15 protein-coding genes are annotated in these 20862 nt (G+C 66.0%); 6 read left to right on the forward strand and 9 right to left on the reverse strand.

Translation table 11 applies throughout. From position 1 onward, the window contains the following. Positions 1–14 precede the first annotated feature (14 nt). Positions 15–863, forward strand: a complete 849-nt coding sequence (locus ACZ1J6_RS04685) for a TorF family putative porin (protein WP_132265790.1) — start codon at positions 15–17, stop codon at positions 861–863. Positions 864–933: 70 nt separating this feature from the next. Here the strand turns inward: ACZ1J6_RS04685 and ACZ1J6_RS04690 are convergent, their stop codons facing one another. Next, on the reverse strand, positions 934–1986 hold the full coding sequence (locus tag ACZ1J6_RS04690) for a TetR/AcrR family transcriptional regulator (protein WP_465127448.1): 1053 nt from the start codon (positions 1984–1986) through the stop codon (positions 934–936). Positions 1987–2331: 345 nt separating this feature from the next. Between ACZ1J6_RS04690 and ACZ1J6_RS04695 the strand changes: the two genes are divergently transcribed. Then, complete coding sequence (locus ACZ1J6_RS04695; protein WP_465127026.1) at positions 2332–4611, forward strand: TonB-dependent receptor; 2280 nt, start codon at positions 2332–2334, stop codon at positions 4609–4611. Between the two features lie 22 nt (positions 4612–4633). Continuing rightward, on the forward strand, positions 4634–5512 hold the full coding sequence (locus ACZ1J6_RS04700; RefSeq protein WP_465127027.1) for a tyrosine-protein phosphatase: 879 nt from the start codon (positions 4634–4636) through the stop codon (positions 5510–5512). 21 nt (positions 5513–5533) lie between these two features. On the opposite strand, the gene cobA is transcribed toward ACZ1J6_RS04700, so the two are convergent. The 7 genes from cobA to ACZ1J6_RS04735 form a co-directional block, all read right to left on the reverse strand. Next, entirely contained in the window at positions 5534–6346 is an 813-nt protein-coding gene (gene cobA, locus ACZ1J6_RS04705; protein WP_431567618.1) for a uroporphyrinogen-III C-methyltransferase, read from the reverse strand. Next, entirely contained in the window at positions 6346–6681 is a 336-nt protein-coding gene (nirD, locus tag ACZ1J6_RS04710) for a nitrite reductase small subunit NirD (protein ID WP_132265797.1), read from the reverse strand. Before nirD ends, cobA begins: the two co-directional genes overlap by 1 nt. Positions 6682–6686: 5 nt before the next feature. After that, entirely contained in the window at positions 6687–9203 is a 2517-nt protein-coding gene (nirB, locus tag ACZ1J6_RS04715) for a nitrite reductase large subunit NirB (RefSeq protein ID WP_465127028.1), read from the reverse strand. 220 nt (positions 9204–9423) lie between these two features. Beyond that, positions 9424–10629 carry a hypothetical protein gene (locus ACZ1J6_RS04720; protein WP_465127029.1) on the reverse strand — a complete coding sequence of 402 codons (1206 nt, stop codon included), beginning with the start codon at positions 10627–10629 and terminating at the stop codon, positions 9424–9426. Between the two features lie 67 nt (positions 10630–10696). After that, entirely contained in the window at positions 10697–11974 is a 1278-nt protein-coding gene (locus tag ACZ1J6_RS04725) for a nitrate/nitrite transporter (protein WP_132265802.1), read from the reverse strand. Positions 11975–12250: 276 nt separating this feature from the next. Next, positions 12251–13465 (reverse strand): ABC transporter substrate-binding protein, encoded by a 1215-nt coding sequence (locus tag ACZ1J6_RS04730; RefSeq protein WP_132265804.1) that lies wholly within the window; start codon positions 13463–13465, stop codon positions 12251–12253. Next, the gene (locus ACZ1J6_RS04735; protein ID WP_465127030.1) at positions 13462–14043 is read right to left on the reverse strand and encodes an ANTAR domain-containing response regulator; all 582 of its coding nucleotides are present in this window, start codon (positions 14041–14043) and stop codon (positions 13462–13464) included. Before ACZ1J6_RS04735 ends, ACZ1J6_RS04730 begins: the two co-directional genes overlap by 4 nt. 248 nt (positions 14044–14291) lie before the next feature. Here ACZ1J6_RS04735 and ACZ1J6_RS04740 point away from each other — a divergent pair, with 248 nt between their 5' ends. From ACZ1J6_RS04740 to ACZ1J6_RS04750, 3 genes are read left to right on the forward strand one after another with little or no spacing between them, the layout of a single operon-like run. After that, positions 14292–17666, forward strand: a complete 3375-nt coding sequence (locus ACZ1J6_RS04740) for a glycosyl hydrolase 2 galactose-binding domain-containing protein (RefSeq protein ID WP_465127031.1) — start codon at positions 14292–14294, stop codon at positions 17664–17666. A gap of 2 nt (positions 17667–17668) precedes the next feature. After that, positions 17669–18457, forward strand: a complete 789-nt coding sequence (locus ACZ1J6_RS04745; protein WP_465127032.1) for a GDSL-type esterase/lipase family protein — start codon at positions 17669–17671, stop codon at positions 18455–18457. After that, positions 18454–19905, forward strand: a complete 1452-nt coding sequence (locus ACZ1J6_RS04750; RefSeq protein WP_465127033.1) for a carboxylesterase/lipase family protein — start codon at positions 18454–18456, stop codon at positions 19903–19905. The genes ACZ1J6_RS04745 and ACZ1J6_RS04750 overlap by 4 nt, the downstream gene beginning before the upstream one ends. 4 nt (positions 19906–19909) lie before the next feature. Here the strand turns inward: ACZ1J6_RS04750 and ACZ1J6_RS04755 are convergent, their stop codons facing one another. Then, a complete protein-coding gene (locus ACZ1J6_RS04755) occupies positions 19910–20824 on the reverse strand; it encodes an ROK family protein (protein WP_465127434.1) in 915 nt (304 codons plus the stop codon). Positions 20825–20862: the final 38 nt, after the last annotated feature.

Below are 20862 nucleotides of genomic sequence, written 5' to 3' on the forward strand. Positions count from 1 at the left end.
TGAGGGCGTTCCATATGAAAATCCGTCTTGCCGCAGGCCTGCTTGGCCTTGCTGCCTCCGGTCTTGCTTTCGCCGCACCGGCCATGGCGCAAGAAGAGGTTCCCAGCGAAATCACCGTTTCCGGCACTGTCGGGCTCGTGTCCGACTATCGCTTCCGCGGCGTTTCGCAGAGCGACAAGGAAATGGCCGTTCAGGGCGGCCTCACCGTATCGCATGAAAGCGGCATCTACGTCGGCACCTGGGCCTCGAACCTGTCGGGCTGGGGCACCTTCGGCGGCTCCAACATGGAACTCGACCTCGTGGCCGGTTACGCCACCGAGATCACCAGCGGCGTGAAGCTGGACGTCGGCCTCACCTGGTACATGTATCCGGGCGGCGCGGACGATACCGACTTTGCCGAGCCCTACGTCAAGCTGTCGGGTGCCGTCGGCCCGGCCAACCTCCTCGTCGGCGTGGCCTACGCCCCCAAGCAGCAGGCCCTCGGCAAAGTCTACGCCAGCGGCGCCGACTATGCGGACGGCATCGGCAACTTCGGTGCCAAGACCGACAACATCTACCTCTGGGTGGACGGCAACACCGCCATTCCCGACACCCCGCTCACCGTGAAGGCGCACTTCGGTTATTCGAACGGCAACTCGGGCCTTGGCCCAAACGGCACCAGCGTCGCCCCCACCGGCGAATATCTCGACTGGATGCTCGGCGCCGACCTCGCGCTCGGCCCGGTCACGCTGGGTGTCGCCTATGTCGACACCGATATCTCGAAGTCGCAAAGCGCCTATCTGCAGCCGAATTTCTCTTCGACCAAGAACGGTTCGCAGATCGCCGGCTCGACCGTGCTGTTCTCGGTCGGCGCGAGCTTCTGATCTCGACCTGACCTGAGCTTTCGGGAAGACGCCCGGCGCGGCCATGCCGCCCGGGCGTCGACCTTTGCCTCTAGCCGTCCCGGCGCAACCCGGCGACGATCCGCGCGGCCTGGTCCAGACTGTCGTGCATTTCCGCCTCCGGCCTGCCGATCAGCGCGCGCCGCTGCCCGGAAATCATGCTGGAATAGAGCGCGGCATCCAGCGGAGAAATCCGGGCACCCGGCTCCAGCTGCGCCTGAAGCTGCAGCCCGCTGCTCCGGCCGCGCAAGTAGCGAAGCTGCGGCGCGAAATCGCGAAGCTCCGGATCGCGGGCAACCGCCAGCATCAGTTCCTCCATCGCGACGAGCCGGCGCGGCTGCGAGGAGAAATCGCGCCAGGCCGCGGTCCATTCGCCCCGTTTCATTCGCTCTACTGGCCCCTCGCGCGAGACTTCGGTGAGCCCGCGATAGATCGTGTTGAAGGCCGCCCGCACCAGATCCGCGCTCGTGCGGAAATTGTAGGAGGCCACTCCCAGCGTCACTTCGGCGCGCGCCGCCACCGCGCGGTGAGTCAGCGCGCTTACGCCGCCTTCCTCGACGATATCGGCCGCCGCGTCCGAAATCCGGGCCGCAACGCCGTTCTGCGCCGGCACTTCCGGTGCCGAGGCCAGGGCGATCTCACGCGCATGTCGGCGCCACGGGCCCTCCTCGGCCAGTTTGCCCGACAGCCATTCCCCCCAGCCGGTGCAGAATTCATCGAGCGCCGCACGGTCGATGGTGCGGTTCCAGCGAATGAGATGGAACTGCACCGTCGCTTCGAAGACATGTGCCGTCAACGCGGCATAGTGGCCGAGCCCTGCGCGCCCGCAGACCTCGCGCCAGAAATCCGCCCAGAGGTCACGCCACGAATTGATGGCGACGAGATAGGCTTCGTCGCGCTGGGCAAGCAGATGGCACTGGTTTGCCGCGAAGGCCAGTTCTCTCCGCTCGCTCGTCCAATCGTCCACCAGCACCGCAAGCGCCCGGGCAATCGATTGCGCTCCGAGGCCTTCCGGCCAACCCGCAAGATCGTCCAGCCGATCGGTCCACCATGTCTGCGCGGCATCGCGCGCATAGGCCTGAGCCGATTGCAACAACTGTTCCATCGAACCAAAGTGATGATAGATGCTGGAGGTCGGCAGGCCAGTCGCGCGTGACAGAGTGCGCGCGGACATCGCGGAATGGCCCTGATTCGCCCAGACGTCCAACGCCGCCCGGATCAGCTTCTCTTGCGACGAAAACTCTTGAAATTCATGATCTATCACGTCTTGCCGACAGCCTTGTTCCAGGATCTACGCCAGGCGCGGGCGTGGACTCGATGACTTTGCCATAAGCCTGAATGCGCAGACAAGCGAACCGTTCCAGCGCCTGTCACGATTCCCAACAAGCGTAACACAGTTGACATACAGACGTTCTAGCCGACGCCTCGTCATCACCATGAGGGTCGTTTCATGTCCGTCCGCCGCTCATCCACCTTCCGTTCCATAGCCCTGGCCGGCAGCGCGCTCGGCGCGCTGCTCGCGGCCGGTTCCGTTCACGCCGCCGAAGTCGCCGATGCCGCAGCCGATGCGGCTGCCGAAAGCGCCGAATCCGGTTCCGGCCTCACCGACATCATCGTCTCGGCCCAGAAGCGCGAGACGAGCCTTCAGACCACGCCGATCTCGATTGCGGTGCTGGGCGCAGAGGATCTCCAGAACCGCCACGTCGTCTCGCTCGAATCCCTGGCCGACGGTTCCATCCCCTCGCTGCGCATCGCGCCGATGTTTTCGCGCAGTTCGGCCCTCACCGTGGGTATGCGCGGCGTCGGCACCTTGGGTGACGCCAACCAACCTGCCCGCGACCAGGGTGTCGGCGTCTACATCGATGGCGTGTTCATGGGCCGTGCACAGGGCCTTGGCTCGGCACTCTACGATGTCGAGCGCATCGAGGTTCTCAAGGGCCCGCAAGGCACGCTCTTCGGCCGCAACACCGAAGGCGGCGCGATCAGCATCGTCACCAAGAAGCCCAGCGGCGAATTCGGCGCGCGCGCCACGGTCGGCGTCGGCAGCTACGATTCCCGCGAGGCCGGCCTGCACCTCGATCTGCCGAGCTTCGCCAACATCTCCGTCAAGCTGGACGGCCTGATCACCACCCGCGGCGGCACGGTCGACAATCCGCTGGCCGGCGAGCACGATTTCAACGCCTACAACAAGAAGGGCCTGCACGCCGCCGTGCTGTGGGAGCCCTCCAGCAGCTTCAACGCGCTCTATTCCTTCGACATCTCGCGCGATGAAACCACGCCTTACTATCTGCAGCTGCTGACCCGCACCACCGGTCCGCTGCTCCAGATGCAGTCGGATCGTGCCAAGACCGCCAATATCGGCGTGCCGCAGCCTTGGGCGCTCGGCAAGACGCATGGTCACTTGCTCACGCTCGACTGGACGGTTTCACCCGAACTCGAAATCAAGTCGATCAGTTCCTATCGCCAGCTCACCCAGACCCAGAACGACAACGGTTCCAGCAACCTCGGCGTGTTCATCCCGGGATATAGCAACAACACCAATTTCGCCCGCTTCAGCCTCGCCGACGTCTGGCAGAAGCAGTATAGCCAGGAAGTGCAGCTCATCGGCACCATGGAGCAGCTGAACTTCGTGGTCGGCGGTTTCTACTATCACGAGAAGGTGAGCGATAACGCCTGGACGCCTTACACCAACAAGTGGAACGCGGACGGCACCAGCTACACCATCCTCCCCACGCCGACGTCCTCGATCCCCTTCCCCGATCGCGCCAGCCACGCAGTCACGGAGAGCATCGGCGTCTTCGGCCAGGCGACGTATACGCCGGCCATGCTGGACGACCGCGTCCACCTCACGGCCGGCGGACGCTTCACGCATGACAAGAAGACCGGCGCGCTCGACGAAGTGAACGGCGTCGCCACGAACTACACGCTGGACGGCTCCTGGGATCGCTTCGACCCGATGGTGAACCTTGCCTTCGACGTGACCCAGGACGTGCACGTCTACGGCAAGTGGAGCACCGGCTACAAGGCAGGCGGCGCGAACAGCCGTTCGCTTACCTATCGCAAGTTCGATCCGGAATCGGTCTCCACGTTCGAGATCGGCGCGAAGACCGAGTTCTTCGACAATCATGCCCGCTTCAACGTCGCGGCCTACACGTCCGCCTACAAGGACATGCAGATCGACTTCATCGCGCCGGTCCTGAACACCACCCGCACGACGCTGGAAACCACCAACGCCAGCGGCAATGGCCGGATCAAGGGCATCGAGGCCGACCTCACGATCACGCCGTTCCAGGGCCTGACGCTCATCGGCTCCTATGCCTATACCGACGTCCATCTGCCGCCGGCGCCGAACCCCTTCAACGGCGACGCACTGACCCGGGTCTATGCCGTCTACACGCCGAGCCATGCCGCCAGCGCCGCGATCGACTACGAACTGCCGGTGGCCGACGCCATGCTGCGCTTCCACCTCGACGGCAACTACGCCACCGGTCAGTACTCGATGGCCAGCGATCCCACCAAGACCGGATCGTCCTTCATCGTCAACGGCCGCGTCGCCCTTGCCGACATCCGCATGGCGAGCGGACCGAAGCTGGAACTCTCGGTCTGGGCGCGCAACCTGTTCAACGAGGCCTATACGTTCGTGAAGGCCAATGGCGGTTCCTCGCTCGGCTACTACGGGATCTTCAACGATCCGCGCACCGTCGGCGTCTCCGCGACCGTCAAGTACTAAGCTCAGGACATTGGAAAAGAATATGAACTGGCGTTTCTCCGCCGGCGCCCTCATCGCGCTCGGCCTGTTCGCTCAGCCGGCACTCCATGCAGCGGCGAAAGTCGCAGCGCCGGCTCCTGCCGCTGAAACGGCGCACCAGCGGCTCCTGCCGCTGGAAGGCGGCCGCAACTTCCGCGACCTCGGCGGCTATCGCACCGCCGATGGCCACACCGTGAAGTGGGGCCTGCTGTTCCGCTCGGGTTCGATGGTGGACCTGACGGCGCAGGATCTGGGCTATCTGAACAAGCTGGGCATCCGAACGATCTGCGACTACCGCGACCGGGGCGAGCGCAAGGCCGAGCCGATGCCCTGGGCCGCCGGCACCGGCCCCACCATCTTCGCCGACGACTACGACGGCATGGCGGTCGGCCTCATGCCCAAGGACATGAGCAAGATCACACCGGAAGCGGCCACGGCTGTCATGACCAGGACCTACCCGGCGATGCTCAAGACTTTCGCGCCGCAGTTCAAGCGGATGTTCGCGCAGCTCCTGGCGGGCAACGCCCCGCTGGCGTTCAACTGCTCGGCAGGCAAGGACCGCACCGGCGTATCGTCCGCTCTCCTGCTTACCGCGCTCGGCGTGCCGCGCGAAACGGTGATCCAGGACTACCTGCTTACCAACCAATATCTTCCTGCCGCGCTTGCCAAGGCCAAGACCGGCGCCAGCGCTGCCACGGGGCAGGCCTTCCTGTCGCTGCCGCCCGCCGTGCAAGCCGCTTTCATGAAAGCCGACCGGGCCTATATCGAAGCGGCGTTCAGGGCTCTCGACGCCCATCGGGGCGGCGCCATGGGCTACCTCAAGGACGAAATGGGTCTCGACAAGCCGCAGATCGCCAAGCTGCGCGCGGCCTATCTGGACTGAGCATGAAAAGGGTCGGCGCGGTCACTGCATCGCGCCGATCCTTTCCCTTACCACCTGCAAAGGCACATCGCGCGCCGCCACGGCCTCGCCGATGAGCAGCAGAGTCGGATCATCATCGCTGATCGCGGCGACAAGGAAGGCCAGCGCCGAGAGCTTGCCGCGGATCATGCGTTCGTTTGGCAGCGAGACATTGACCGCGATCATCACCGGCGTATCCGGATGGCGCCCCGCGGCGATCAGCGAGCGGCTGATCTCACCCGCCGCCGCGCGGCCCATGTAGACGCCCAGGGTACCGCCCGGCCGGGCCAGCGTTTCCCAATCGAGCTTCAGGGGCTCGCCCGCCTTGAGGTGCGCCGTCACCAGCGTCAGCCCGCGCGCCACGCCGCGCAAGGTGAGCGAGGCCAGCCCGCTCGCCGCCGCCGCGCTGGCGGTGGTGATGCCGGGACAGATGCGCACCGGAATGCCCGCTGCCATGAGATGATCCATCTCCTCGGCCGAGCGCCCGAATATCGAGGGATCGCCGCCCTTCAGCCGCACCACGCGCTTGCCGGCCTGCGCCGCTTCCAGCAGCAGATCGTTGATCGAGCCTTGCGCCTTGCTGTGCCGGCCCGATCGCTTGCCCACGCTTACCCGCTCGGTTCCGGCCGGGATCAGGTCCAGCACGCCGGGCCCGACGAGGGCGTCGACGAAGACCACGTCCGCCGCCTCGATCAGCTTCTGGGCCTTGCGCGTGAGCAGGTCCGGGTCCCCCGGCCCGGCCCCGACGAGCCAGACCTCGCCCCGCTCGATCAGATGGGGCCTGATGGGATTGCCCCCCATGGGATCGCCCGCCATCAGGCCGCCACCCGCAAGCTTTCCGGGTGCGCGATCAGGATGCGCTCGCCTTCAAGGCGCACGGCAATCGTCGGCGTGCAGCCCTTGTCCTCGCCCTGGGCCTCTCCGCTGGCGAGCGCGATGTTCCAGTTGTGGAGCGGGCAGGCAACCGAGTGGCCATGGACGATGCCCTGGCTGAGCGGCCCCTTCTTGTGCGGGCATTCGTTGACGAGCGCGAAGACCTTGTCGTCGCCGGTGCGGAAAACCGCGATTTCCTTTTCGCCCGCGATCTGCACGGTGCGCGCCCCGCGCAGGGGAATGTCGGACAGGGTGCCGATGTCGATCCAGTCGTTCATATGCGTTACTCCGCTGCCGCCAGTTCCTGGGGTGCCAAAGGTTCAAGGTGCTGATGCAGTTCGGCCTTGTGACCCGCCGCGCGTTCGGCCCAAGGGTCTTCCTGGCTGAAGCTCTGCGAGTAGAGGAAGCGGGCGCGCAGTTCTTCGCGGCCGGTGTCGTCCTCGACGATCCGCTGCTTGATGTATTCCACGCCGACGCGCTCGATCCACGGCGCGGTGCGTTCCAGATAACGCGCTTCCTCGCGGTAGAGCTGGGTGAAGGCGGCGCAGTAATCGAGCGCCTCCTGCTCGGTCGCGACCTTGCAGAGGAAATCGGTGGCGCGAACGTGAATGCCGCCGTTGCCGCCGACATGGAGTTCGTAGCCCGAGTCCACGCAGACCACGCCGAAGTCCTTGATCGTCGCCTCGGCGCAGTTGCGCGGGCAACCCGAGACCGCGATCTTGAACTTGTGCGGCATCCAGGATCCCCAGGTCATCCGCTCGGTCTTCACGCCCAGCCCGGTAGAGTCCTGCGTGCCGAAGCGGCACCATTCGGAGCCTACGCAGGTCTTCACCGTGCGCAGCGACTTGCCATAGGCATGGCCCGACACCATTCCGGCCGCGTTGAGATCGGCCCAGACGGCGGGCAGGTCTTCCTTCTTGATGCCGAAGATGTCGAGCCGCTGGCCGCCGGTCACTTTCACCATCGGCGCGTCGTACTTCTCCACCACGTCGGCAATCGCGCGCAGTTCGCGCGGGTTGGTAAGGCCGCCCCACATGCGCGGGACCACCGAATAGGTGCCGTCCTTCTGGATATTGGCGTGCATGCGCTCGTTGACGAAGCGGCTCTGCTGGTCGTCCACATATTCGCCGGGCAGCGCGCAGAGCAGGTAGTAGTTGAGCGCCGGACGGCAGGAAGAGCAGCCGTCGGGCGTCGACCAGTGGAGCTTGTGCATCACTTCGGGGATCGACTTCATGTGCTGCGCCACGATCTCGCGCCGAACGTCGTCATGAGTGAAGCTGGTGCACTTGCACATCGTCTTCGGGCCGGACTTGACCTCTTCGCCCAGTGTCAGCGCCAGCAGGCTCTCGACAAGGCCGGTGCAGGAACCGCAGCTGGCCGAGGCCTTGCAAGTGCCGCGCACGGCATCGAGACTGCATGCGCCCGCCGCGATCGAGGCCACGACCTGCCCCTTGGACACGCCGTTGCAGCCGCAGATCTCGGCATCGTCAGGCAGCGCCGCGACCGCCGCCAGCGGGTCGGCGCTGCCGCCCGAAGCGAAGGCCTGGCCAAGAATGAGGAGGTCGCGGATTTCCGAGACGTCCTCGCCCTTCCTGAGCAGATCGAAGTACCAGTTTCCATCCGCCGTATCGCCGTAGAGCACCGCGCCCACGACCTTACCGTCCTTCACGACCACGCGCTTGTAGACCCCGCGCGAGGCGTCGCGCAGCACGATGTCCTCGCAGCCCTCGCCGCCCGAGAAGTCGCCCGCCGAGAAGACGTCGAGCCCGGCGACCTTCAGCTTGGTCGACGTTACCGAGCCGCGATAGCCGCTGTGCCGGTCGGTCAGGCCGTCAGCCAAGCTGCGGCACATGTCCCAGAGCGGCGCGACGAGGCCGTAGACGTTGCCGTCATGCTCCACGCATTCGCCCACGGCCAGGACGTGCGGGTCGCTGGTGACCATGTGGTCATCGACCTTGATCCCCCTGCCCACGTCGAGGCCCGCCTCGCGCGCCAGCGCCGTGGAGGGACGGATGCCCACCGCCATGACGACGAGGCTGGCCGGGATCTCACGCCCGTCCTTCAGACGCACGCCTTCGACTTTGCCCTCGCCCATGATCTCGGCAGTGTCCGCGCCGGTCAGGATGGTCTGCCCGCGCGCTTCGAGCGCGCTCTTGAGCAACCAGCCCGCCGCTTCGTCGAGCTGCCGCTCCATCAGCGTGGGCATGAGGTGGATGACGGTGACTTTCATGCCCCGCAGGGTCAGGCCGTGCGCGGCCTCAAGGCCGAGCAGCCCCCCGCCGATCACCACCGCGTCGCCGCCGTCCGCCGCGGCTTCGAGCATGGTGTCCACGTCTTTCATGTCGCGGAAGGAGATGACGCCGGGCAGGTCCTTGCCGGGAACCGGGATGATGAACGGATCGGAGCCGGTGGCGATCAGCAGCCGGTCGTAGCGAACCTTGCGGCCCGACTGCGCGGTGACGGTCCGCCCCGGACGGTCGATGGTGACGACGGGATCGGACGTGACCAGTTCGATGCCGTTCTCGTCATACCATTCGCGCGTGTTGATGACGATCTGGTCGAAGGTCTTCTCGCCCGCCAGCACCGGCGAGAGCATGATGCGGTTGTAGTTCACATGCGGCTCGGCGCCGAAGATGGTGACGCGGTAGCGCCCCGCGTCGCGCGCCAGCAGTTCCTCCACCGCGCGGCACCCGGCCATGCCGTTTCCGACCACCACCAGATGTTCGCGCACATCGGCCGAAGGCACGATAAGCGCGGCCTCATAGTCCGTCGAACGCTCGATCCCGTCCTGAAATTCCATCCCCGTGACTCCAGAAAACTGAGGGAGAAAAAGAAAAAGGCCGCCATCCGGACCCTCGGTTCGAAAACCGAAAGTCTGGATGGCGGCCTTGCCATCATTCGCGCTTCTGCGGCCCGTCAGTGGATCGCATCGGCTATGGTTTGGAAGGACAGCGTCGTCCTTTGCACTGCACCATACGGCTAAACGGCATGGTGCTCAAGCGATTCCGTCGCGCCTGACGTCAATAGGCCCAATCGAGCTGAATCCAGTACTTATCCGTGTCTGTTGCCATTTCCCGCGCGTCGTAATGGGCATAGCGCAAGGAAACGGCCGTCTTGCGCACCTTCGCAGATGCGAGAAGATCGATCTCGTTGCCGTAATGCTGGTCCAGTCGATCGCTGTCGAAACGGTGCCAGGTCGCCTGAACCGACAGGCCGGAGAGCGGCCCCGCCTGTTTCCAGCCATAGCCACCGCCGAAATAGAGATCGCGCAAGCCATTCGCCGGAGTCGTCAGGAACTTGTCCGCCCACCCCTGGAACTTGAAGTTGGTGCCGAGCGGCGTCTGGAAACTGGTGAAAGGCAAGCCCTTGCTGGCGCCCAGCACCTCGTAACCGGCATTGAGCTTCCAGCCCTTCACATCGAGCAGGCCGTCCGCAAGCCAATAGTCCGCCGCGTAATCGTTGGGGTTTCGGTGATAGTCGGACTGCCGGGCGTAGCTGGCCTGATAGGCAAGCTTCACCGCCGGGCCGAACGCATGGCTTCCCGCGAGCCGTGCTCCGTAGGTCTGGCTGGACTGCCGGAATGCCTGCACGGCCGCCTCGTCCTGATCGACGAGATAGGCAAAGCCGGTCAAGGTGCCGAGCGGCGTGACGTAGGAGAAATTGCCGAGGACGTTGTCGCCTCCGACTGCCTGCTGACGTGCGCCCGCGCCGTCGATACCCCAGATCGTGCGCACGCTCCAGGCGTAGGAGATATCCAGCTTCAGTCCCCTGATAGGGGTGATCTCGGCGCGCACCGCATCGAAAGTCTGCGCATTGTCGCGAAAACCGACATTGCCGATGAAGCGCTCGTCATCGAGCGTGATCTTCTGACGTCCCGCCGTAAGGCTCAGCGCCTTCGTGCGATATTGCAGCTGCGCGACATAGAGCGCCACGTTCTGCGGATCCGCGACCAGCGGCCGCGTCGCCGCGCCGTTCAAACCGTCGTAGTAGTGATCCACCGCAGCCAGCGTGCCCTGGCCGATGACGGTCGCGCTGATCGCGCCGCTGGCGGCAGTTACGCCGCCTCGCACCCGCAAGGTCAGGGCGTCGGCTGCCTGGGAAAGCCCGTCCTGATCGACATGTTCGTAGCGCGCCCGGGCTTCGGCCACGGGCTTCAACGTCATTTCCTGGGCGCAAGCCGGCCCCGCGGCGGCCAATGCGGCCGCCGTTCCGATGAGATATCGCATGAAGTTGACGTCCCCCCTTCGAGACGAACGGGGCGGCGGCCTTGCCCGGCCGCCGCCGCCTCTCCGATCAGATGCGTGCTGCGGTGTTCCAGCGCGCTCTCCAGCGGCCCTTGACCGCGGCCACGCTCGCCAGTGCCATCACGGCCAGTCCTGCGAAGATCAGGAAGCCGGGCGCGAAGCTGCCGGTCATCTGCTTGGCAAGGCCGAGCGAGCTGGCGAGATAGAACCCTCCGATACCGCCCGCCATGCCGACAAGCCCGGTCATCACGCCGATCTCGGCCTGGAAGCGCTGCGGGACCAGCTGGAAGACCGCACCATTGCCCGTGCCCAGTGCCAGCATGGCCAGCACGAACATGCCCAGTGCGCCCGGCAGGCTCACGGCGTTGGCCACGCCCGCCAGGGCCACAGCGGCAACGAAGTAGACCGCCATCAGCGCCTTCACCCCGCCGATGCGGTCGGCCAGCGCGCCGCCCATCGGCCGCACGAGCGAACCTGCAAAGACGCAGGCAGCCGTGCAGTAACCCGCCACGATCGGCGTAAGGCCGAACTGGTCGGTGAAATAGATGGGCAGCGAGGCGGCAAGGCCCACGAAACCCCCGAAAGTCACGGCATAGAAGGCCATGAGCCACCAGGCGTCGGCCTGCTTGAGCGGTTCGAAATAGTCGACCAGCTTTCGCGGCGCCGGCTGGTTGGGCGAATCCTTTGCCATGAGCATGTAGACGACGAAGACCAGTGACAGCGGGATGCAGGCAAGGCCCAGCACGGCATTCCAGCCAAACATCTTGGCAAGCATCGGCGCGAAAAGCGAAGCGAGCACGGTGCCCGAATTGCCCATGCCGGCAAGGCCCATCGCCTTGCCCTGGTGCTCGGCCGGATACCAGCGGCTCGCCAGCGGAAGCGCGATCGCGAAGCTCGCCCCTGCAAAGCCCAGGATCACGCCGAGCGCCAGAGTTCCCGCGAAGCTGTTCACGCCCATGAACCAGGCGAAGAACAGACCGGCAATGACGATAAGCTGGCTGATCGCGCCTGAACGCTTGGGTCCGATACGGTCGACCAGCAGCCCGTTGACCACCCGCAGCAAGGCGCCGGCGAGTGTTGGCGTGGCGACCATCAGTCCCTTTTCGGCCGAAGTCAGCCCCAGCGTCCTGGCGATTTCCGGCGCCAGCGGGCCGAGCAAGACCCAGACCATGAAGGCAAGGTCGAAATAGAGGAAGGCTGCGATCAAGGTCGGCGCGTGACCGGCCTTCCAGAAGCTGGTCCCGGCTTCCGATGCGCCGCCGAGATCGGCCGATGCGTTGTCGGCCTGTCGGCCCTCTGCGTCACGTTTCCAGTAAGCGGTTGCCATCGTCGGTTCCCCATAGAGCGGGCACGAAAAAAGCCGCAGGCCGGACGTCACCCTTGGGTGAGCCCGGTCAGCGGCTTTGCTGCGAATATCGGTGAGGATGGCGCCCCGCCCTTGGAGCAGCGCATCCGGTAGTCACGCGTCTTCGCGTGAGGCCCTCATCATCATGCGATTCGCGTCATGTTGCAAGGCACAAAATTCGGCGCCTGGTCAAAGGATGCCTGACCAGCGTTGCCCAGGCAGCGAATCCGCCACTTTCCACTGCCTTCGGTAAGGCGATCAACGCAGTTGCACAAAACCCGCAAGGTAATCGTCGATACGCTCGGGATCAAATACGCGCCCGTCGAAGAACCTGTCCGGCCCCAATGTCAGGTCGCCCTTGCGCGATCCCACGGCCAGCGGCGAATGGACGGCGCCTTCCAGTTTCATGCTCGCACCCGGCATGGGCACATCGCTTCCAGCCAGGGCGCGGCGGAAAACATCGGGACGGAACACCGCTCCGGCGCGCGCGGCGCTGTCGGCCGAGTGCTCTACCATGCCCCAACGCACCAGTTGCGAATAGATCCAGAGCGCCTGGCTGCGCCAGGGAAACGGCGTGGCCTCGCGCGAGAACAGCATGAAGTCGGGATTGGGGATCGCCGGTTCGCCTGCCCGGTTCACCATTTCACCGGCCAGGGCGCGGCGGATCAGGTCCGCGGGCTGATCCACATAGCGCGGCGCGGCGAGCAGATCCGCCAGCGCGCTGTGATTGTCCGGCTCGTCGCACCAGGCTGCCGCGCGGACCAGCGCCCGCAGGAGCCGATCGACGGTCTCGGGGTTCTCCTCCATCCAGTTCTGGCGGAAGGCGAGCACTTTCTCCACGCCGCGCCGCCAGATCCGCTCGCCCACGGCGACGGTTTCGGCAAGCCCGGCCTCTACCGCCGCGCTGCCCCAGGGTTCGCCTGCGATGAAGCCGTCGATCTCCCCGGCGTGGAGCGCCTCGACCGTCAGCGACGGCGGCAGCACCCGCAAGACGACATCGCGGTCGGGATCGACACCGGCGCTGGCCAGCCAGTAGCGCAGCATCAAGGCATGGCTCGAAAAACGATGGACCACGCCGATCACCGGCTTGCGCCGCCAGAGGCCGATCGCAGCGGCAAAATCGTGCGCCGTGCCCAGCGGATCGGCCAGACGTCCGGCAAGGTCCGGGTCCAGCGCGGCCGCGAAGTCCTTGGCCATGACCAGCATGTTGCCGTTCACGTTCAGCTTGTAAGGGGCGGCCAGCGCGGCGGGTTGCTGGCTGAGGCCCAGCGTCACCGCCACGGCCAGCGGCGCCAGCATGTGCGCGGCCTGCACCTGGCCATAGACCAGACGATCGCGCAGGGTCGCCCAACTGGTCGTGCGAACGAGGTCGAGCGAAAGCCCCTCTTCCTCGGCAAAGCCCCGCTCCTGCGCCACGGCGAGCACCGCCACGTCGGTGAGCGGCAGGAAGGCGATGCGCAAGTTCGTCGTCATAGTCCCCCTCCCAGAAGGTCGCTGGCGGTAATCAGGGCCTGCGCCACGTCCACGATCTTCTTCCCCTGGTTCATCGCGCTCGACCGCAGGAGCGTATAGGCGTCCTGTTCCGACAGGTTGCGCTGCGCCATCAGGATGGACTTGGCGCGATCGATCACCTTGCGGTCCGAAAGCGCATTGCGCGCCTCGTCCAATTCGGCCTGGATCCGGGCGAAAGCATTGAAGCGCCGCACCGCCAGTTCAAGCACCGGCTTCACCCGCTCCTTGCGCAACCCGTCGACGACATAGGCCGAGACACCCGCATCGATGGCCGCACCGATCATCGCCTCGTCGGACTTGTCCACGAACATCGCGATGGGCCGCGCGAGCGCACGGCTGACGCTGAGCATTTCCTCCAGAGTGTCGCGGCTGGGACTGCCAAGGTCCATGAGCACCACGTCGGGCGCCATCCGTTCGAGGCGGGCCACGAAGGCGCCGCGCGGCGGGACGATATGGATATCGTCATACCCGGCCTCGCGCAGGCCCTCTTCGAGAACCGTCGCGCGCAATCCGCTGTCGTCGATGATGACGATTCTCATCGAGTGCCCAAATTCCATCGAAGTGAAGCCCGTCTTTCGCGCCGCACATTGCCGAGGCGGCTTGCCACGTCAACGACAGAGCAGAAATAGCGGCGAACAGTCTTCCCGTTAAAAAGCCGTCCCGCAATATGTAAAAACATTTGTCTTTTTCCCGGAAGCCGTGTTTCTTGGTCAAACAAGGCCGAAGCGGCATAGAGGGGCAGGGGATGATGAAACGGACGAAGCGTTCTGCGCAAGCAGTTCTGGGCATGGCATGCGCGGTTTCCTGGCTGGCGGTGTCCGCTTCGGCAGGGGCGCAAGTGGCCGGCCCCTTCGATCTCCAGCTTATTCCCGCGGCGCCGACGTGGTCCAGCGACCTCTCTTTGCCCGCGGGCGATTGGACGCTCTCTTTCCGCGCCGCGCTTGAAGCCGGCAGCGAAGGCACTCTGGTCGCGTTGGGAGACGAGACGGCGGCGCAGCTTTCGCTCTCCATCGCGGCGGGACGGCCCGTTCTTTCCGCCGGCGGGCAGACTGCGCGGGGCGGCGCCCTGAGCAAAGCGGACGCCTGGCACCACTACGCCATCGTCTCCGCAGGCGGCAGCCAGCGCCTCTTCGTGGACGGACGCCTGGCTGCGACCCTGACGCAGCCGCTTGCGGGAGCACCCGGCAAGCTGCTGGTGGCGCCATCGACCCAGCCCTCCGGCGGCATTGCCGCGCGCCTCGTCGGGCTCCGTATCGATGCCGGAGTGATGTCGCCTGCCGACTTGCGCAAGGCCGCCGCAGAGGGCCGCGATCCGGCTCTGGTCCAGTTCACCGAAACGAGTGCCCGCTGGCCGCTTCAGGTGAAACAGATGCAGGGGCAATTGACGCCCCAGCCCCCCGCCACACTCCCGCGCAGCGCGGCCGCGCCGGACAAGCCCATCGCGAAGCCCGTCGCGCCAACGTCCGCGCTCGTCGCCAAAGGCGATGCCGCGTGGACGCTGCAGAAATGGACGCTCGCCGAAGCGCCGGCCGTGTCCGGTGACGGCAGCACGATCTCGCGCCCCGGCTTCACCAGCGGCAAGTGGTACGCCGCAACCGTTCCCGGGACGGTGCTGACCACGCTGGTCGATCGCGGCGTCTATCCCGACCCGGCCCATGGCCTGAACAACCTCGTCATTCCCGAGAAGCTGGCACGGCAGGACTACTGGTACCGCACCGAGTTCGAACTGCCCTCAGAAACATCGGGCAAGCATCTGGAATTGTTGCTGAACGGTGTGAACTTCAGTTCGCAGGTATGGGTCAACGGCATCGAGGTCGGCACGACCCGAGGCGCTTTCGTGCGCGGCCGCTTCGATGTTTCGGCCTACCTCAAACCCGGCCGCAATGCCGTGGCGATCCGCGTTTCGCCGCCGCCCCATCCGGGCCACGCCCATGAGGAATCGCTGACGTCCGGCGTGGGCGAGAACGGCGGCGCCATGATGCTGGACGGCCCGACTTTCGGCGCTTCCGAAGGCTGGGACTGGATCCCCACCATTCGCGACCGACAGACAGGTCTCTGGCAGGACGTGCAACTGCGCGCCTCGGGAGACGTCCAGATCGGCGATCCGCAAGTCGTCACCACCCTGCCCCGCGCCGACAATTCCGTGGCGAATGTCGAGATCACGGTTCCTGTCGAGAACTTGTCCGACCAGCCCCGCACCGCAACCGTGCGCGCCGCTTTCGATGACGTGGCGGTCGAGCGGTCGATCACCATTCCCGCGCATCAGTCCGCGGCGGTGCGCTTCTCGCCAGACAGCGATGCGGCCCTTGCGGTACGCAATCCGAAGCTCTGGTGGCCGAACGGCTACGGCGACCCGGCGCTGCACACGCTGCATCTGACCGCTTCGGTGGACGGCGCCAGGTCCGACGCGAAGGACCTGCGTTTCGGCATGCGGCAGGTGACGTACGAGATGTCGCTGGTGGACGATGCCGGCAACCTCGACCGGGTCGTCATAGACTTCGAAAAGGCCCGCGCGCTCGGCCAGCAGATCGTCGACGAGCGACACGAGGCGATCCGGCAGGTGCGCGGCGGCTGGGCCTATTCCTTCGCTCCCGGCGCCGACAAGTCCCCAGCCGTCACGCCGATCCAGGGCGACGAAGCGCTCTCGCCCTTCCTCGTCCTGCGCGTCAACGGCGTGCGGATCGCCGCGCGCGGCGGCTCGATCGGCATGGACGATTTCATGAAGCGGGTCGACCGCCAGCGGCTGGAGCCGTTCTTCAAGCTCCACAAGGACGCCCACGTCAACGTCATCCGCAACTGGGTGGGCCAGAACACCCAGGCCAGCTTCTTCGACCTGGCGGACGAATACGGCCTGATGGTCATGAGCGATTTCTGGGAATCGACGCAGGACTACAACATCGAGGCCGAGGACGCCGGGCTGTTCCTCCGCAATGCCACGGACGTGGTCCAGCGCTTCCGCAACCACCCTTCGATCATCCTGTGGTTCGGCCGCAACGAAGGCGTGCCGCAGCCGATCCTCAACGAGGGCCTGGATGCCATGCTGCGCCAGGAAGACGGCACCCGGCTCTACATGGCCTCTTCCAATCGCATCAACCTGCACGATTCCGGGCCCTATAACTGGCGCGCGCCCGAAAAGTATTTCACCGAATATTCCAAGGGCTTCGCGGTCGAAGTTGGCACGCCTTCCTTCCCGACGCTGGAATCCTGGGAACGCGCCATCCCGGCAAGCGAGCGCTGGCCGATCAGCGATACCTGGGCCTATCACGACTGGCATCAGACCGGGAACGGCGCGGTGAAGAGCTTCACCGATGCCATGGACCGTGAATTCGGCAAGGCCACCAGCCTGCCGGACTTCGAGCGCAAGGCACAAATGCTGGAGTACGAAAGCTACCGCGCGATCTTCGAGGGCATGAATGCCGGACTCTGGACCGAGAATTCGGGACGCATGCTCTGGATGACGCAGCCCGCATGGCCAAGTTCGGCCTGGCAGATCCTGTCTTCCGACTATGACACCCATGGCGCATTCTACGGGATGAAGAAGGCCTCCGAGCCGGTCCACGTCCAGATGAACCTGCCGGACCACAAGGTGATCCTGGTGAACAACCGGATGACGGGACTGAGCGGCGTGACGGTGCGCGCGGTGATCCAGGCGCTTGATGGCCGGCAGCTCGCGGCGCAGGAAAAGAAGCTCGACCTCGTCGGCGGCAAAGTCGGCGATGCCTTCACGCTCGACCTGGCGCCATTGACGGCATCCGGGCCGGTCCTGATCCGCCTCGAAGCGCTCGACACAACGGGAACACGCCTTTCCGACAATTTCTACTGGCAGGCCGCCAGCGACGAGGCGCTTCAGGCCCTCGGCACCATGGCCCCCGTCCCGCTCACGGCGCAAGCGCGGGCCGCGCAAGCTGGCGACGAAGCGAAAATCGAGGTCACCTTGAGCAATCCGGGCAAGACGGCTGCAATCCAGACCAAGCTGACCTTGTTCGACGCTGCCGGCAAACAGGTCCTTCCGGCCTATTTTTCAGACAATTACATCTCGCTCCTGCCAGGCGAGACGCGTAACGTGACGATCACTGCCCCCAGGGATGCAGCCGGAAGTTCACCTTCCGTCAAGCTCCGCGGTTGGAACGTCGCACCCCGGACCATCGCCACAGGAAAATGACCTTGCGACTAAAGACCCTGCCCGCTTTTTCCGTTGCCGTCGCCGCCCTTGCCATCGCGCCGCCCGCCCTGGCCCAGGCCCCGGCCGTTTCGACCCTGCCGGTCCAGACCGCCGCGCAGGCCGCGGACCTGCGTTTGCGTACGGACTGGGCCTGGAGCGCGCGCTACCGCGAGGCGAATGCCACCGATGTCGTGGGCACCGTGAAGCCTCGTATCGTCCTGATGGGCGATTCCATCACGCAGGGCTGGTACGATCTCGATCGCGCCTTCTTCACGCCCGGCAGGATTGGGCGCGGCATCGGCGGGCAGACCACCTCCCAGATGCTGCTGCGCTTCCGGCAGGACGTGATCGACCTCAATCCACAAGTCGTCCAGATCATGGCCGGGACCAACGACATCGCCGGAAATACCGGACCGATGACCGACGAGCAGATCCAGGCCAACTTCCGCTCCATGGTGGAAATGGCCCAGGCCCACGGCATCCGCGTGATCCTGGCCTCCATCCCGCCCGCCGATCTGTTCCCCTGGCGCCCCGGCCTGGATACGGGTCCGCGTATCCAGCGGATCAACGCTTGGCTCAAGACTTATGCTGCCAAAACCGGATCGGTCTATGCCGATTACTGGACGGCCATGAAAGGCACCGGTCTCGGCGCACGCGAAGGGCTGACGTCGGATCACGTCCACCCGACCCCGGCCGGCTACGAAGTGATGAACAAGGTGGCCGAGGCCGCCTTCACCCAGGCGCTCGCGCTACCCGCCCCGCGGCCGCTAGCCGCCGCCCGCATACCGTGATCGCCGCAATGCTGCTCGCGGCTTCGGCTGCGAGCACCCCCGCCCCGGTCGTCGAAACCGATGCCGGGACGATCCAGGGCGAAGCGACGCCGGACGGCCGCAGCCTGTTCCGCGGTGTTCCCTTCGCCGCTCCGCCGATCGGCGACTTCCGCTGGCAGCCGCCCCAACCCGTCGCGCCGTGGCAAGGCGTGCGAGAAGCGGTGCGCTCGGCTCCGGCCTGCATGCAGGTGGACTATGGGTGGAACCACGGGGCGGCCGCAAACCAGTCGGAAGACTGCCTCTACCTGGACGTCGCCACGCCTTCCCTGAAACCGAAGGCGCCGCTGCCGGTCATGGTGTGGATCCATGGCGGTGGCAACCGCGCCGGTAGCGGCGCGGGAACGGTGGCCTCTCCCATCGTGCGCCGCGGTGTGGTGCTGGTGAGCCTGCAATACCGCCTTTCCGCGTTCGGCTTCCTCTCGCATGCCGCCTTGGGCGCGCATTCGGGCAATTATGGCCTCATGGACCAGCAGGCCGCCCTGCGCTGGGTCCGCGCGAATATCGCCCGCTTCGGCGGCGACCCGGCCAATGTCACGATCTTCGGGGAATCGGCAGGCGCTCAGGATGTCGGGCTGCAGATGCTCTCACCCGGCGCGAAGGGGCTTTTCACCAAGGCCATTGCCGAAAGCGGCACGCCGGGCTTCGGTCTGCCACCGCGAAGCCTGGCGCAGAACGAGGCGCTGGGCGAAACCATCGTGCGCGCGGCCGGAGCGCCGCCTCACGCCAGTGCCCGGCAGCTTCGCGCGCTTCCCGCCGAGGCCCTGCTCCGTGCCAGCGACGCCGCCGACGTTCCCGGCCTGGACGACAAGAGCTTCATCTGGCTGCAGGCCGTGACGGACGGCACGGTCCTGACCGAGACGCCCGCGGCCGCCCTGTCGCGCGGCGTGGGGCGAGAGATTCCTCTACTGATCGGCAACAACCTCTACGAACTCGGGCTCTACGGCGCACCGGAGCGTGCCATCGCACGGGGTTTCGGTGCCAATGCCGGCAGGGCCATGGAGACCTACGGACTTGTCCAGGGCCAGGCACCTCCGGCCGACCTCAACTTGCGGCTGGCCAACGACCTTACCTTCCGTTGCCCTTCGCTCCATGTTGCCGCGGAGCGCGGGCGATCGGGCGGCGCAACGTGGCACTACCAGTTCGACCTCGATGGGCCGGACGCCAAGCCCGTGACCCATGGCTCCGAAATCCGCTACGTGCTTGGCGATGAAGGCGCTTCCGATCAGGCCCTCGCGCCGCTGGCCGCCTATTGGGTGAACTTTGCCCGCAGCGGCGATCCCAACGGCGGCGCCTTGCCCGCATGGCCGCGCTTCTCAAACGAGGCCCGCTCAATGGAATTCACCGCCGCCGGGGCCAGGGTCGTTGAGAAGCTCTCGGCCGAAGTCTGCGCCCTTCGCACGGCGCCCTGACACGTCACGAAGGCACCGGTACTTCCTCCGGATCCCAGAGCAGCGCCGCGCCGCGCACGCCTGAGCTGTCGCCCCAGCGCGCCGGAACCACCGCTCCGGCCCACGCGCGCGAGAACGTTCGGGCCTGAACCGCTTCGGCCAATCCTTCGTAGATCTGGCCGACATTCGACATTCCGCCGCCCAGCACGATCACGTCCGGATCCATGAGGTTGGCCACCACCGACAGCCCGCGCGCCAGCCTGTCTCGGTAGCGCCGCAGCGCTTCCTGCGCCGCTGCATCGCCATCCCGCGCGGCCGCAACGATTGCGGGAGGATCGAGATCGCGCCCCGTCGCGGCCTTGAATGCGCGCTGGAACCCCGTTCCCGAGACCCAGTTCTCAAGGCATCCGCGCAGCCCGCACCAGCAGGCCGGCGCCGGCAGTTCGTCCGGGCCGGGGTCCGGCAACGGCATGTGCCCGACTTCGCCGGCCAGCCCATGCGCACCGCCAACCACCTTGCCGTCCAGCACATAACCCGCGCCGCAACCCGTGCCGACGATCAGCCCGAAAACGGAGGCTTTCCCCGCTGCCGCGCCGTCGATGGCTTCGGACAGGGCGAAACAATTGGCATCGTTGGCAAGCCGGACCTCCCGGCCCAGCGCGGCTTCGAGATCGCGCTGGAAAGGCTGACCGTTCAGGCACGCCGAATTGGCGTTGCGGATCAGTCCCGTACCCGGCGTGAGAGACCCCGGGGTGCCGATCCCGACAGTCCCCCGGCGGCCAACTTCCGCCTCCACAGCCGCCACCAGATCGCGCAGCGTCGTCAGCGCCAGATCGTACTTGTCGGGTGTCGGTATGCGGCGGCGGTGCAGGACCTCACCGTCCTTCGAGAGAGCGGCAGCCTCGATTTTCGTCCCACCGTAATCGATTCCAATCCGCATGGTCACGCAGCAGCCCGCTGCATGGGTGGGATCTTCGG

This window comes from Novosphingobium sp. BL-S-21 (assembly GCF_055521655.1).